The sequence below is a fragment of the Methanomicrobium sp. genome, assembly GCF_055145805.1.
On sequence record NZ_JBSREC010000041.1, the window covers coordinates 1 to 13354 of the forward strand.

The 13354-nt window shown below is 39.2% G+C and carries 15 protein-coding genes; 9 read left to right on the forward strand and 6 right to left on the reverse strand.

Annotated features, from left to right (window positions below; genetic code table 11):
* Positions 1–68: 68 nt before the first annotated feature.
* Positions 69–437 (reverse strand): SpoIIAA family protein, encoded by a 369-nt coding sequence (locus tag ACTB1O_RS03280; protein ID WP_462993713.1) that lies wholly within the window; start codon positions 435–437, stop codon positions 69–71.
* A 207-nt stretch (positions 438–644) separates the two neighbouring features.
* Here ACTB1O_RS03280 and ACTB1O_RS03285 point away from each other — a divergent pair, with 207 nt between their 5' ends.
* Both ACTB1O_RS03285 and ACTB1O_RS03290 read left to right on the forward strand, forming a co-directional pair.
* A complete protein-coding gene (locus tag ACTB1O_RS03285; protein ID WP_462993714.1) occupies positions 645–1070 on the forward strand; it encodes a hypothetical protein in 426 nt (141 codons plus the stop codon).
* A 59-nt stretch (positions 1071–1129) separates the two neighbouring features.
* The gene (locus ACTB1O_RS03290; RefSeq protein ID WP_462993715.1) at positions 1130–1291 is read left to right on the forward strand and encodes a hypothetical protein; all 162 of its coding nucleotides are present in this window, start codon (positions 1130–1132) and stop codon (positions 1289–1291) included.
* Positions 1292–1297: 6 nt separating this feature from the next.
* Here ACTB1O_RS03290 and ACTB1O_RS03295 read toward each other — a convergent pair whose 3' ends face one another.
* On the reverse strand, positions 1298–3382 hold the full coding sequence (locus ACTB1O_RS03295) for a PAS domain-containing protein (protein ID WP_462993716.1): 2085 nt from the start codon (positions 3380–3382) through the stop codon (positions 1298–1300).
* 379 nt (positions 3383–3761) lie between these two features.
* Here ACTB1O_RS03295 and ACTB1O_RS03300 point away from each other — a divergent pair, with 379 nt between their 5' ends.
* From ACTB1O_RS03300 to ACTB1O_RS03330, 7 genes are all read left to right on the forward strand, one after another.
* Positions 3762–4160 (forward strand): DUF3795 domain-containing protein, encoded by a 399-nt coding sequence (locus tag ACTB1O_RS03300; protein ID WP_462993717.1) that lies wholly within the window; start codon positions 3762–3764, stop codon positions 4158–4160.
* An 86-nt stretch (positions 4161–4246) separates the two neighbouring features.
* The gene (locus ACTB1O_RS03305) at positions 4247–4612 is read left to right on the forward strand and encodes an ArsR/SmtB family transcription factor (protein ID WP_462993718.1); all 366 of its coding nucleotides are present in this window, start codon (positions 4247–4249) and stop codon (positions 4610–4612) included.
* Positions 4609–5094, forward strand: coding sequence for a flavodoxin family protein (locus ACTB1O_RS03310; RefSeq protein WP_462993719.1), 486 nt, complete (start codon positions 4609–4611; stop codon positions 5092–5094). The genes ACTB1O_RS03305 and ACTB1O_RS03310 overlap by 4 nt, the downstream gene beginning before the upstream one ends.
* A complete protein-coding gene (locus ACTB1O_RS03315) occupies positions 5091–5897 on the forward strand; it encodes an EFR1 family ferrodoxin (protein ID WP_462993720.1) in 807 nt (268 codons plus the stop codon). The genes ACTB1O_RS03310 and ACTB1O_RS03315 overlap by 4 nt, the downstream gene beginning before the upstream one ends.
* A 194-nt stretch (positions 5898–6091) precedes the next feature.
* Complete coding sequence (locus tag ACTB1O_RS03320; protein ID WP_462993721.1) at positions 6092–6655, forward strand: nitroreductase family protein; 564 nt, start codon at positions 6092–6094, stop codon at positions 6653–6655.
* Between the two features lie 117 nt (positions 6656–6772).
* A complete protein-coding gene (locus ACTB1O_RS03325) occupies positions 6773–8734 on the forward strand; it encodes a M3 family metallopeptidase (protein ID WP_462993722.1) in 1962 nt (653 codons plus the stop codon).
* A 2-nt stretch (positions 8735–8736) separates the two neighbouring features.
* Entirely contained in the window at positions 8737–9804 is a 1068-nt protein-coding gene (locus ACTB1O_RS03330; protein ID WP_462993723.1) for a radical SAM/SPASM domain-containing protein, read from the forward strand.
* Positions 9805–9911: 107 nt separating this feature from the next.
* Here ACTB1O_RS03330 and ACTB1O_RS03335 read toward each other — a convergent pair whose 3' ends face one another.
* The 4 genes from ACTB1O_RS03335 to ACTB1O_RS03350 all read right to left on the reverse strand — a co-directional run.
* Complete coding sequence (locus ACTB1O_RS03335) at positions 9912–10262, reverse strand: hypothetical protein (RefSeq protein ID WP_462993724.1); 351 nt, start codon at positions 10260–10262, stop codon at positions 9912–9914.
* A gap of 367 nt (positions 10263–10629) precedes the next feature.
* On the reverse strand, positions 10630–11205 hold the full coding sequence (locus tag ACTB1O_RS03340) for a hypothetical protein (RefSeq protein ID WP_462993725.1): 576 nt from the start codon (positions 11203–11205) through the stop codon (positions 10630–10632).
* Positions 11195–12673, reverse strand: coding sequence for an AAA family ATPase (locus tag ACTB1O_RS03345; RefSeq protein ID WP_462993726.1), 1479 nt, complete (start codon positions 12671–12673; stop codon positions 11195–11197). Before ACTB1O_RS03345 ends, ACTB1O_RS03340 begins: the two co-directional genes overlap by 11 nt.
* Positions 12674–12835: 162 nt before the next feature.
* Positions 12836–13354, reverse strand: a 519-nt coding sequence (locus ACTB1O_RS03350; protein ID WP_462993727.1) for an acetate uptake transporter, incomplete at its 5' end; no start/stop codon positions are given.

Below are 13354 nucleotides of genomic sequence, written 5' to 3' on the forward strand. Positions count from 1 at the left end.
TTTGAACTAAAAAAGAGAGGGATTTTATAGTCCTGTATTTTTTCAGCAACTCCCTCAAAAACACATGTTCACTCAGCTTTTAACCATTCCCAGGCCTGTGGCATCTGATCCATCTGGAAGAATCTGACATCAATCTGTGAAAGAGCTCCAAAGGCCTTAAAGACCCCGGTTGCCAGTTCATGCCAGTTGTCATCGACAAGAAAAGCTGTTTTGTTAACTGATCTGAACTTCGGCCAGCACATGAAATCATCCCAGGCACCGTGAACAGTCCACCCTTCAAAATTTTCCATCTTAAAGAGCACACCGATATTCTCATGCGTTTTTATTGCCTCCTCCATTACCGGAATCAGATTCTCTTTGTAATCCTCATCGTTAAGTTTTCCACTGATTATAAAACCGATGCTGGCACCTTCGCTCTCCGGCAGCTGTGTTATCATAGTCCGGAATTATGACTGTCAGATAAATAACTCTTGCGGGTGATTTTTTAAAAATCTGGAGCGGTTTTAAAATCTCCTGCTTTTTGGCAGAATTAAGTTGAAAAAACTTATACGAATATGCCTTTAATATAATTCATATCGTGAAAAAACCTGTCCGGATTTCTACACCTTCAGCAAATCTTCGTTCATGGCAAAAGGAGAAATAACATGCAATTGTTAACAGATAAAAAAAAGGTCATAATAACATTTGATAAGATCCTAAAATACCTCGTAACTGCAGAACTAATAATCTGGGGATTGCTTTTTCTTCTGGTTTTCATAATCAACTGGGAAGGCTGGTTTTTTGGAATAAGAATTGCGGGTATTTCGGCCGGGCTTTATCTTCTCATACGTTGGGTTTTGGCAGGATGCCTTTCCTATCTGATAATCTTCTCTCCAAAACACGCAACTCTTAATGCATTACTGGCTTTTTCATTCTTCTGTTTCCTTTTTCTTGATTCGGCAGTATCAACTTTTGCTATAAGCGGGGGAAGAAATACATTCCCGTTTCAGATGGGAATATTTGTTGTAATACCTTTTGTGTATCTCATAATCCGTCTGATTGCAAAACGATATGACTCACCTGTATCGTAAATTCACTTTTCTTAGAAACAGGTTTTTATCCATGAAAAACCCGGGAAGTTATGCATCTGATGTATAAAACCACCCAAAAGAATTCTGTTGTGCAGTCACATAAGAAAAACAAAAAACACAAAAAAGTGGCAACAATACTTGTTGATGAGACGCTCTGCACCCGTTGCGGAATATGCCCGGTCATCTGCCTTATGTCAGTTATTAATGTGACAGATGATTAAGAAATTTCAGTCCCCGTCATCTCCTAAATCATCAGATATCCGGTCCGGTTTATATGCGATATTTTCATGAAGTTCCATAAAGTGCCGGATTTTTTTGGATTCCAGGTAGCTTTCGTCAAGTTTTGTGACGATAGAGTCGATTTCCATTGATAAATCAATAATTTTTTTGAACAGGTCGCCCTCACCCATGCCTGCATACCCGACTATACCCTGCAGGGGATTTCTGATATGATCATTTAAGATTGCAAGCTGCTCAAGGTTTTTTGTAATCTGGTTATATGCTGCCTGCTGGCGTTTTTTTGTTCTCAGGTAAAGGATGGCAAATGCGATCTCCTGTGCAATCTGTGCAACACGCTTTGTTTCCTGATCCTTAGAAACGATCTCTGATTTTAATGTAAGTCCCATCATTCCTACGGTTGTCTCCCCTGCATCAAGTCTCGCGACAATTGAAAGCCGGTCATTGTGAAGCCGGGAGAGAGGGCATCCGGCACAGGCGGGATTCGGAGAGATAATTATTTTTTCTCCTCCGGATTTGAGTATCTGATCAGTACATGCAGGTAACTGCCCGCCTGCAAGATTTTTTGAAAATTCCGGACATTCATCGCCGGCAGTTGCTACAATTCCTACTTTATCATCTACATTGATAGCGGCGAGCCAGACCTGTGAATACCACTCCGTTTGGACAAGCTCACTGCAGATTAGTGGTATGAATTCTGTCTCATCCTGTACTTTGAGAAGTGAAAGGGTGATGTCATTAATTATCTTTAATGTAAGATTGCGTTCGGTAAGAGTCAGGTTTACCTGTTTCAGTTCAGAAGTCCGCTCCTGCACTTTCTTTTCAAGCTCATCGTTTAAGAGATGAAGCTCATTCTGTGTCTTGTTTAAAGAAGCGGTTTCATCAATAAGCTGTTCATTCAGCGTCCTGATCTCTTCCTCCACCTCTTTTCTTCTTGTTATATCGCGGCAGTTTATTATGACTGCTTTGTCATGCTCCCCCCATGGAGACACCTTTCCAATAACTTCCAATATCCGCCAGGAGCCGTCTGTGTGCCTGACCCGCAGTTCAACGGAGTTAATCCGGCCCGGGTTTTCAAAAGCCAGTTTTATTCTTTCCAAGGTTTTATGGACATCATCCGGGTGAATCAGATCCAGTACATTATTGATCTTTTTCTCCTCCTTCCGATAACCAAGTACTGTATAAAATGACGGGGAGATGAAGAGAAAATTCCCGTGTGTATCGAAAACCGAGATGATATCTTCCGAGTTGCTGATAAGAGAACGGTACTCCGTTTCAGTCTTTCTGAGTTTCTCCTCTGCCTGTTTTTTCCCGGTAATATCTATGCCGATTGCCACAAAATGATTGTAAATCTCATTTTCATAGGGAATTTTACGGGTGTTCCATGAGATCGTTTTATTATCCCCGTTTTTTGCTTCAATAACCGTCTCAAAATTTTCAATCGGGTTGTCCCCACTGAGAATACTTTTAACAGTATCGGTAACTGTTTTGCGGTATTCGGGGTCAGGGTAGAGTTTTTTCCAGACGGTATTTTCTCCGGCAACCTCTTTCTCATTATATCCGCTTATTTTTTCTGCAGCCTGGTTCCACACATAAATATTTCCCCTTTCATCCAGAACAGTCAGCCAGACATTTATATTTGAGACGATACTCTCGTTGAAAAGGCTCACATTCCGGTATTCCAGCTGTTTTTGTGAAATAATTATTGAGAGGAAGGCAACTACAACAGCAATACCTATGAAAGATAAAACCCTTAATACAGCACTGAATATTTCGACAGAATGCGAATGCTGGAACCATAAAATTATACAAAAATACAGCAGGCTGAGAATTATGGAATATATAACCCCTTTTTTCTGATAGTGATATGCAAGGAGAATTATAGGAAAATAATACAGATGCATGAAGACGGTTGTAATGCCTGCGAGCAGACTGAAAAATGTTAAAAGTAAGATGATGCCGCTTGTAACAATGATTATTATAATCCAGCATCTTTCTGACAGTTTCGGCATAGAAATGTCATCATGGTTCGTCAGTATATCATCAGATATATTGCCACCCGGTTTTATCGTCACGTAACATGCTCCTATTAATATTTTGTCAGTTTTGAAGATAGGAATATAAATTTCCTTTCCCCACACAGCTGATTGCCAGCCTTTGAAAAAATCAGACAAGTCATATTTTACATCATTTGTGAATGGAAATGCACCTGCTCTTAGGAATAATTAGTAACATTTTGATAGGCAATAATGTTAACTCTGATTTATAATTCTGTATGATTACGAAATATCCCTAAAAACAACAGATTCCTGATTACATCATTCATATCAAAATAGCAGCTCCTGCATCCTGTATTGGTTCAGGCAGGGGTGGCGTTAAGACTGCGAAAAGGAAATTTCACAGCTGAATCATGCACCAAAAATCTTCATATGCTAAAATGCTGAAGATAAATGTGTGAAAGAGGAGAAGTTTCCTGACGGCATCGGTAAATGCGGAGTATGCTGTGCTATTCTGGCCTGTTATCTTAAGAATTGCAAAGGGTGCGGCTGCAGTGACAAAAACCAGAAGCGTATATCCAAATGGAAATGTAAAATCCGAATGTGCGTAGAGGAAAAACAGATTCTTCACTGTGGAGAGTGTGGTGATCTGACCTGTAAGAAAAGAAAGGATCTGGACAAACGATATCTTACAAAATATGGAATTGACCTTTCAGATAATATCAGAAGGCTTACAATTTCAGGTCCTGACCGGTTTATCGCCGATGAGAGAAAGAGACATACCTGTATTTTCTGCGGCGGACTTATCTCTCCCTATACCCGCGAGTGCTCCTCCTGTAAAAAGATCAATCCTTAATTTTCATATAAATTTTTAATTTTTCCGTATCATTTCTGACCTGCAGAAAGTATATAACTCTATAATTAAACACTTATGTAGTTCACATGGACGAATGTAAAACATGCGATGAATGCAGCGGGCGTGAGATAGTTCCCGAGATGGCAGGGGTATTCAAAGCCCTCGGTGATCCTAACAGGCTGAGGATAATCTACCTGCTGGCATCAGATTCAACCGGAAAATTCGGTATATCTGATCTTGCAGAGATTCTCGGCATCTCACAGCCGGCTGTCTCACAACATATCAGAATACTAAAAAATGTTCATATCGTCGAATCACAAAAGGAAGGCTTTCGCGTGTATCTGTCATTTAACCGGGAACGAATGTCAAAGTACCAGGAAAATTTTAACCTGTTGCTGGAAAGTGTCATACAAAAATGCAACAGGGACAACAAAATGAGGGGAAAATCATGAAAGTAAAAACCATATTCTATTCATATTCCGGTGTAACCCGGGGTGTGGCGGAGAAAATTCAGGAAGAATGCGGGGGCGAACTTGTTGAGGTTAAGGCAAAAAAACCCTATTCAAAGATAACCGCATATTCGCTCGGGTGTTACCGTGCGATGAAGGGGGAGAGTGATGATATCGAGCCTGCATCAATTGATGTAACAGATTCTGATATAATTGTAATCGGCACTCCTGTCTGGGCTTTTCGGGCCGCACCTTCAATAAATGCGGCAATAGAGACCCTTAACGGATGCGAAGGAAAGACGGCTGTTCTCTTTGCGACATGTGGTGCACAGGCAAAGGAAACCCTGCCCCATCTTGCAGAACAGCTTGAAAAAAAGAATGTAAAAATCGCAGGAGAGTTCGTATTTGACAGAAACACCGTGCAGGATGAGGAAAGGATAGATGCCCTGATTGATGCTGTGAAATCCGCCGGTGTTTCTGAATGAAAACCATAATCTACTATTTTACCGGGACCGGAAACTCGCTTGCGGCTGCACGAAAGATTGCAGATTCGCTTGGTGATACAGAACTTGTATCAATAGCATCCCTGCGGGAAACAGAGGGTGAGGTAATTCCCGAATGTGACAGAATCGGCATAGTCTGCCCGGTCTATGACTTAGGGGTGCCTGCTCTTGTTGCCGAATTTGCAGAGCGGCTTTCACTCTCAAAAGCAAAATACACATTTGCTATTGTGACTTTTGGCGGAATAGGAGTTTCCGCACTTCACCAGCTTAATGGCATCTTTAAAAGAAGGTGTGGGAAATCGCTCAACGCGGCTTTTAGCGTGGCAATGCCTGGGAATTTTCCGCCTGTCAGGATAACTTCATCAGCAGAAAAAGAAGCGGTTACTCTTGCGAATGCAGAAAAACGTCTTGATGAGATTGTGGAAAAAATAAGTGAGGGAAAAGATGTTCCTCCAAAATTTGCCCCGTTTTCCTCAGTTTTAAAACTCATAACATACCCTTCTTTCTCAAAAAATGTGCAGGATTCAGGCACAAAATTCTATGTCTCGGATGAATGCACCTCATGCGGTATATGTGAGAAGGTATGCCCTGTTGAAAATATCAGAATTAAAGATGGAAAACCGCAGTGGAATCACCATTGCGAGCTATGCTGTGCCTGCCTTCATTTCTGTCCTGTTGAGGCTATACAGCTCAATGTTCTGAGGGGAACGGAGGAGAGGGGACGATACCGGCATCCTGATCTTAAGATATCTGATATGGAGTTTCAGAAGGGCATAAAGCTGTAAATTTTCATAAAGCAGCCTTAAATGAAGAAATAATAAAGGAAAAGGCTATTTATATGGAATATTCCTTCACTTTTTTTATGAGACAAATATCCTGAATATCTGTTAAAATTCACCCTTGCTTCACCTAAAAGCAGTGCTGATTACTCTATATATACTATTAAAACCCAGCAGAAGATTATCGGGAGGGAAAAACAATGGAAGCACTTGACGCCATTATGACACGCAGAAGTGTCAGAAAATTCGAAGACAGGCAGATACCTGATGAAATTCTTGAAAAAATTATTCTTGCCGGGACATATGCACCATCAGCACTTGGCATTCAGCCGTGGGCATTTGTTGTTATACAGGATCAAAAATTTTTAAGGAAGGTATCGGACTTTTGCATACCGATTCTGTTATCGCACATGAAGGATGCCAATGAAGGAATGTCCAATACATTTAAGCAGATGCTTGAGAGTGAGAACTTTTCAATCTATTACAATGCACCGACTGTGATTCTGATTTTGGGAAAATCTAAAAACCGTTTTAAGGATATTGACTGCTCATTATGCGCAGAAAACATGATGCTTGCCGCACACGCACTTGGAATCGGCAGCTGTTTTGTGGGGGCAACAGACCCTGCATACGAAAACAGTGAAATTATGGCAGAATTTAGGATTCCCGAAGGCTACAGTCCGATAGGGACGATAGTCTTTGGATACCCTCTTGAAAAGCCGCAGGCTGAAGGCAAAATTCCGCCGAAAGTAATCAGAGTCTGAGACCAGAATAAATTCCTGTTCTCATAAGAAATTCAAATTTTTTATTTTCAGACTTTTCAGGTTTATATACAACTTTTTATCAGTTTTCAGACAGAAGTAAAATGCAACTGATCTTCCATGAATAAAAGCCCCATACAGACACATTACTCTCCCGGCGAAATTACAAAGCTTGGCAAAGCCGCAGAGGAGACTGCATCTGCCTCATTAGGAGCCATTGTAAAAATACCCGCCTGTGAGCAGAATTTTGACAACACTTTCATTGCATTCGACGAAATTATGACTGACTACTCTGATGCAGTCAGTCCTCTTACCCTGATGGGATATGTGTATCCTGACACGGAGATTGCAGCCGAAGGGATGTCGTGTGAGGAGTCATCGTCTGTGTTTTACACTGGAGTGTATACAAGGCGTGATCTCTATGACGTCCTCCGTGAGCAGAAACCCAAAAATCCTGATGAATCGCGGCTTTATGATGTAACAATCCGGGAATTTGAGAAGAACGGGCTGAAACTTTCAGAAGATAAGCTCATAAAAGTCCGGGAGATGAAAAAGGTGCTTGCAGGGCTTGAAACCCGCTACTCCGCTAATTTAAACAGCGATACAACAACACTCCAATTCACTGCCGGTGAGCTTGAGGGAATCCCCGCATCATCGGTGGAGGCGTTTGAAGAGACTGAAAAAGGCATTTATTATGTCACTTTGAAGTATCCTGACTATCTTTCTGTTATGAAGTATGCCAAAAACAGCAAAACCCGCAGGAGGATGTATGAGGCGTACAACAACCGGCAGGCGGATGCAAACACTGCCCTTCTAAAAGAAGCGATAGTTCTGCGGCAGAAGATTGCACTTGAGCTTGGATATGCCACATGGGCTGATTACAAAACTGAGGGCAGGATGGCAAAGAGCACCGCAGCAGTTATGGATTTTTTAAAATCAATGCAGACGCCACTGAGGGTGAAATACGCCGGCGAAATGGCAGATCTTTTCGCTATAAAAAGAGAATGCGACCCGGATGCGATTTCGGTTGAAGCATGGGATGTCATGTACCTTCAGGATATACAGAAAAGGGAGCAGTATTCTTATGATGAGGATGAGGTAAGGGAATATTTCCCGGTTGATACTGTCCTTTCCGGACTCTTTAAATTATACGGGGAGCTTTTCGGCATCAGATTCTCCCTGGTCAAAGATGTTTCTGTATGGTCTGCTGATGTCCTTCTCTATGAGTTAAAAGATCAGATCAGTGATGAGAGAATCGGATATCTGTATCTTGATCTTTATCCCCGTGAGGGGAAGTACGGGCATTTCTGTGCCTCTGATGTTACAGCCGGAAGGATGAAAGGCGGCAGATATACAAAATCCGTCATGGCGATCATTGGCAATTTCCACAAACCTGAGGGTATAAGGCCCTCTCTTCTGACAATAGATGAGATTGAGACGCTCTTTCATGAGACCGGGCATGCGATGCACTATCTTTTAACAACGGCACCGTACGGCACCCTCTCAGGATACGATGTGGAGTGGGATTTTGTCGAAACCCCCTCACAGGCACTTGAAGAGTGGGTATGGAGTCCTGATGTGCTGGAATCAATATCCGGTCATTATTCCGGTCCTTCTGAAAAAATTCCTGTTTTTCTTCGTGATCGCATCATTGCCTCGAGAAAGGTTGGAACAGGGAATTTATTCACCCGCCTGCTTCTAAATTCCCTTGAGGATATGCGGTTTCATACCGCAACAGGACCGGTTGATGTGACAAAAGTCTGGTATCAGACGTATGAGGATGTAACCGGCACAAGGCCGGTTCCCGGGCTTCATCAGCCGGCATCGTTTGGTCACCTGATGGGCGGATACGATGCCGGATACTACGGCTATCTCTGGTCGAAGGTCTATGCCCTTAATATTGTTGATGAGTTCAAAAAGCAGGGGATGACAGACCGGACTCTGGGATTAAAATTCAGGGATGAGATTTTATCAAAGGGAAATATGGATGACGGCATGGTGCTCCTTAAAAATTTCCTGGGATATGAGCCCGGAACGGATTCACTATATGAACATCTTGGGATAAAACAGGAATTGCCATAAAAATGAGCGAAAAAAACAAAGAAAGATCATATCGGGATATATTTGACGGCGTTATTGAGTCCTCAATCAAAAATGCACAGAAGATTGCCTCAAAAAATCCGGGACTGATTCTTACCGGTATGAAAATAGCGTATCATCAGAAGAAAGCTGCGGTAAGACGCTCAGAATACGAAAAGAAAGGGGTAATGGTTCCGGGTGTTATGATGGTGGCACTTACATCCCGGTGCAACCTGACATGCAGGGGATGCTATATGAATTCGCGTTCATGCAATTCTCAAAAAGCGGATATGACTGATGAACAGCTTTTAATCCTTATCGGACAGGCAAAGGAGCTTGGTGTGTCAGCCGTTGTTTTTGCCGGCGGTGAACCGTTTTTGAGACTGCCTTTGATAATTTCAATAGCAAAAAAATATCCTGAAATCCTGTTTCCGGTTTTTACAAACGGGCTTTTAATAGATGAAAAAGCGGTAAAAATCCTTGGTAAATGCAAAAATATCGTCCCTATGCTAAGTTTTGAGGAATTTTCGGAGGAGAATGACCTCAGGCGGGGGACAGGTACATATGAAAAACTCATGAATGTATGCCGGAGTCTTTCCAAAAGGGGGATGTTTTTTGGATCTTCCCTGATGGTAACAGGAGAAAACATCGCCACTGTAACTGATGAGAGTTTCATCAGCGATATGGTCTCAGGAGGTGTTTTAGCATTCGTTTTTGTTGAGTATGTTCCGATTGAAGAGGGAACAAAAAATCTTGTTTTGACAAAAGATCAGCAGTCACTTCTTCGTGAAAAAATCAGGCAGTATTCAGAGAAGTTCCCTGCGGTTTTTATAGGGTTTCCGGGCGAAGATGACGAATATGGAGGATGTCTTGCGGCCGGACGCGGCTTTGTGCATGTAAGCCCGGATGGCAGTCTTGAAGCATGTCCTGCTGCTCCGTTCTCTGATAGAAATCTTACAGAGATGCCGCTAAAAGAGGCCCTTCGTTCAGAGCTTCTGCAAAAGATAAGGGAGAATCACGGGCTTTTAACAGAATTCAAAGGCGGCTGTGTACTCTGGGCTAACCGGGAATAGGTAAAAAAGACAGGCTCCTGAGAAATCCTGATTTTTTTAAGCAAAAAAGTATTAGGATATTTGTGTGTAAATATTACTTTAGGGATTTAAATTTTAGATAAGTGGAATTACACAAAAAAATCAATAAAGGCAGGATTTTTATACGGACTGACCGGTCTTGTATATTTTTCAGTTGTTTTTACTCTCGGAATTATTTTGTCTTCAGGCTCAGCGGGTGTATGGTTAAGCCAGTGTGTACTGATATTTCTTATCCTGGGCGTTGCCCTGTTTCTTCCTTCGTTCTCGCTATTTATTCTGCTTATGCCGTTTTTTGCTCCATTAAACACAGGTTTGTTGTTCTGTACATTACCATTCGGCGGTGCAATTATTGGAGCCGCCTTAGGTTTGCTTGTGGATTTAACCGGGAAGAAGAAAGAGACAGATAATGATTCCGACAAAACGGGAAAGGATGTTTTCACACGGATACCGTGGGGAAAGAACAGGCATATTCTAATTCGGGATAAAATCATTAACTGTAGTATTCTTTCGGAAATAATTATTCTGGCATTTTTGTTTATTTTAAGTCGTTCTGGTTTTATTTAGAGAAAACCTGGGGGTAGTGGTCTGCATTATCACTCATCCCTGTTAGAAAAAAAAGATTTGGGATTAAACCGGAAGAACCCTGCTATAAATCCAAGCCTGATCTTTAAAAAAATTCATGTCTTTAAATATATATGCCTAAAAAAATTTCGGACGAAATAATCTGTATCAGGTTAAGGGAAAAAATATTAAAATTAGGTTTTATCGCAGCTAAAGTAATTCGTGTTTAATAATAAGATTGATTTTTCATCTTTTTTTCTCGTTTTCTAATTTTATAGAGCAATTTCTTAAAAATTCTCCAATATTTTCAACTTCAGAAACATCCGAATATTTAATACCTGCTATATTTTTCAATGCTTTTCTATATTCTTTTCTTCTCAGATTTTGACCTGCTCCAAAACTGGTTGTAGCTACATATGCACACCAAATAATCGGTTTATTATAGCATTGTGCTTTAGAATCACTGTCCTTTGAAAAATTATTATTTAAATGACTAAAAGTATTTTTTATCTGTTCGATTGCATCATCTGACATTTTGCTTTTTGACTCAGCTAAACAAATTATTTTATAATCACGCTTAATATTGAAATTTTTAGATTCGGTAAAATAATAAATTAATAAATCACATATTTTTTCATTATCTTTATCCATTTCAAAATGCTTTCTAAATTGTGAAGTTCCATTAGTTTTTTCGTCGATTTCAAAGAATATTACATGCTCATTTTCCAAAGCATCAATATATATGTGCGCTCCTTCTTTTGGTTTATATCGCCATTTCTGTTCTTTACAGGCACAAGTAGTCACTAAAAGATTAAAGGGCATAATAATCATCCAATTCAAAATATAAGTCTGTAATTTCTTCGGATATTCTACTAAATGTCTTCCAATTAATTTCTCCTTCTTTACTCAATATGTCAATTGCTGAATTTCTTTCAAACAAATAGGCTGATACATTCTCCTTATCGATAAAGGCCTCCTCTTTTCCTAAATAAAATTTTTGAGCGATCTCACTTTTATTTGTGCAATTAGATGCTTTCATGAGATTTATCAGGTGATCAATTATATATGGACTATGGGTTGTTATGATGATATTTACTTTTGAATTTGCTAACATTGCAAGCAACTCGATTAATTGAACTTGTGCTTTTGGATGAAGATTAATTTCAGGTTCATCAATAATTATTAATTCATTAGGTTCAATAAAATATTTTAAATATAATATTAAAGGGGATAATCCCTTTACACTTGAAGAGGTAATCGTCATATCTAAAGGAATTTCACAGTCGGTCTGATAATTAAATATTAATTTTCGTACAATATCTTCATCATCTTTTTTTATAGAGATATTTCCTCCTAATATTTGATTTTCAAGGATATCAGCAAATTTTAGATATTGGTTAATTTCAGTTTTATCAATTATTCTTTTATCCTTTATATTTTCAGAATATGGATTAAAAATTGTTTTTACGTTATCAAATAATTCTTGGACAGGTTGTGAAAATTGGAATCTAATATCTTCTTTATTCACTTTATCCTTTGGTTTTCTAAATATACTATTTCTTATATTTCTACCCCTTAATTTTCGTTTAGTTACTGTATGATAGAAAAGAGCCATCCCTGTTCTCTCAGCTCCTAAAAAATAGACTTCATTAAATATTGAACGATGTAATAATTGAAGAATTACCTCATATGTTTTTGGACGAATTTCTTCAGTTTTTATAAGTTTTTGATTTATTTCAAATTTAATGATTAATTTTTCATTATCAATTTCCATGAATTTGTAAGATTCACATTTTTTTTCATTCTCAAAATTATTTTCATTTTCAGACATATATTGAAGAAATTTAGGAGATAAACGTGAATATTGAATTTTTTTTACTTCTTCGAGATTTAGGTTGACCTTCAGATCATCAAATAATAAAGTATCTGAAGCTAAAAAGTCCTTAAAATTGTTTTGAACAATATCCTCACAAATAAAATTAAAATATTTATTACTATTTTTTTCGATAAATTTCTTTAAATCAAATGATGCAATCCCTTTTTTATAAAGATCATCCAATAATAATTCTATCTCTTCGTATTTTATATAATCTTCATCATCGTTCAATAAACTCTGATATTTTGAATATGCATATTTGCTAAATATATATGAGATTAAATATGCTGTATAAGTTTTTCCTGTACTATTTTCACCGACAAAAACAGTAAGTGGTTTTAATTCAATACTTGCATCATCTACTGCCCCTAAATGTTGAATCTTGATTGGAATATTAAATTTTGATTCTATCATAAAAATTCACAAATTGAAATTAGATTTATATAGATATTATCTTTATTCTTTTTTTTTTAAAATAATCTGTAAATTTATATTGCACTTGTTAATTTGGTTATTATACTTTTTATTAATCTGTAATATTTCGCTTAGAGATCAGGAAAAAATAAGGATTTGTGTTTATACCGGGAGAACCCGGCTGCCATAAACCTCGTTTATTACTGCTCCAATACCCATATAGAGTGCAAGCAGGCCTGCAACAATGCCTGTAACACCTGCAAGTGTATGAATTATATGGATGCCTGTTAAGTTTGCCGCAATAAGCAGCACCACCAAAATGACGACTGCTGCCAGAGTGATATACAAAAGTTTGTGCATTTTTAAGGTGCATATGAAAAGTCCAAAGATAAGAATTCCCCAGACGGCCAGAAATGCCGCCATGTCAACCGCTGTTGGTGCTGCTGCAATTCCAAGCTCGGGCATAATCAAAATTGCCGCAAAGGATATCCAGAAGAGTCCGAAACTCCCAAAAGTTACCATTCCGAATGTATTGTTCTTCTTCCATTCCATAACTCCGACGATTAGCTGGGCAAGTCCGCCGTAAAGAAGGGCCATTGCAATGATCGGGCTGCTAAGTGCGGTTATTCCTGCGTTGTGGATGCTTAACAGAATTGTTGTCATCCCGAATGCACAGAGGCC

Excerpts from the sequence above, each read along its gene's own strand:
- ACTB1O_RS03345 (WP_462993726.1), bottom strand. The coding sequence starts at position 12,673 with ATGATAGAATCAAAATTTAATATTCCAATCAAGATTCAACATTTAGGG.
- ACTB1O_RS03310 (WP_462993719.1), top strand. The coding sequence starts at position 4,609 with ATGAAAGTAAAAACCATATTCTATTCATATTCCGGTGTAACCCGGGGT.
- ACTB1O_RS03330 (WP_462993723.1), top strand. The coding sequence starts at position 8,737 with ATGAGCGAAAAAAACAAAGAAAGATCATATCGGGATATATTTGACGGC.
- ACTB1O_RS03285 (WP_462993714.1), top strand. The coding sequence starts at position 645 with ATGCAATTGTTAACAGATAAAAAAAAGGTCATAATAACATTTGATAAG.
- ACTB1O_RS03325 (WP_462993722.1), top strand. The coding sequence starts at position 6,773 with ATGAATAAAAGCCCCATACAGACACATTACTCTCCCGGCGAAATTACA.
- ACTB1O_RS03320 (WP_462993721.1), top strand. The coding sequence starts at position 6,092 with ATGGAAGCACTTGACGCCATTATGACACGCAGAAGTGTCAGAAAATTC.
- ACTB1O_RS03280 (WP_462993713.1), bottom strand. The coding sequence starts at position 437 with ATGATAACACAGCTGCCGGAGAGCGAAGGTGCCAGCATCGGTTTTATA.
- ACTB1O_RS03290 (WP_462993715.1), top strand. The coding sequence starts at position 1,130 with ATGTATAAAACCACCCAAAAGAATTCTGTTGTGCAGTCACATAAGAAA.
- ACTB1O_RS03315 (WP_462993720.1), top strand. The coding sequence starts at position 5,091 with ATGAAAACCATAATCTACTATTTTACCGGGACCGGAAACTCGCTTGCG.
- ACTB1O_RS03340 (WP_462993725.1), bottom strand. The coding sequence starts at position 11,205 with ATGCCCTTTAATCTTTTAGTGACTACTTGTGCCTGTAAAGAACAGAAA.
- ACTB1O_RS03305 (WP_462993718.1), top strand. The coding sequence starts at position 4,247 with ATGGACGAATGTAAAACATGCGATGAATGCAGCGGGCGTGAGATAGTT.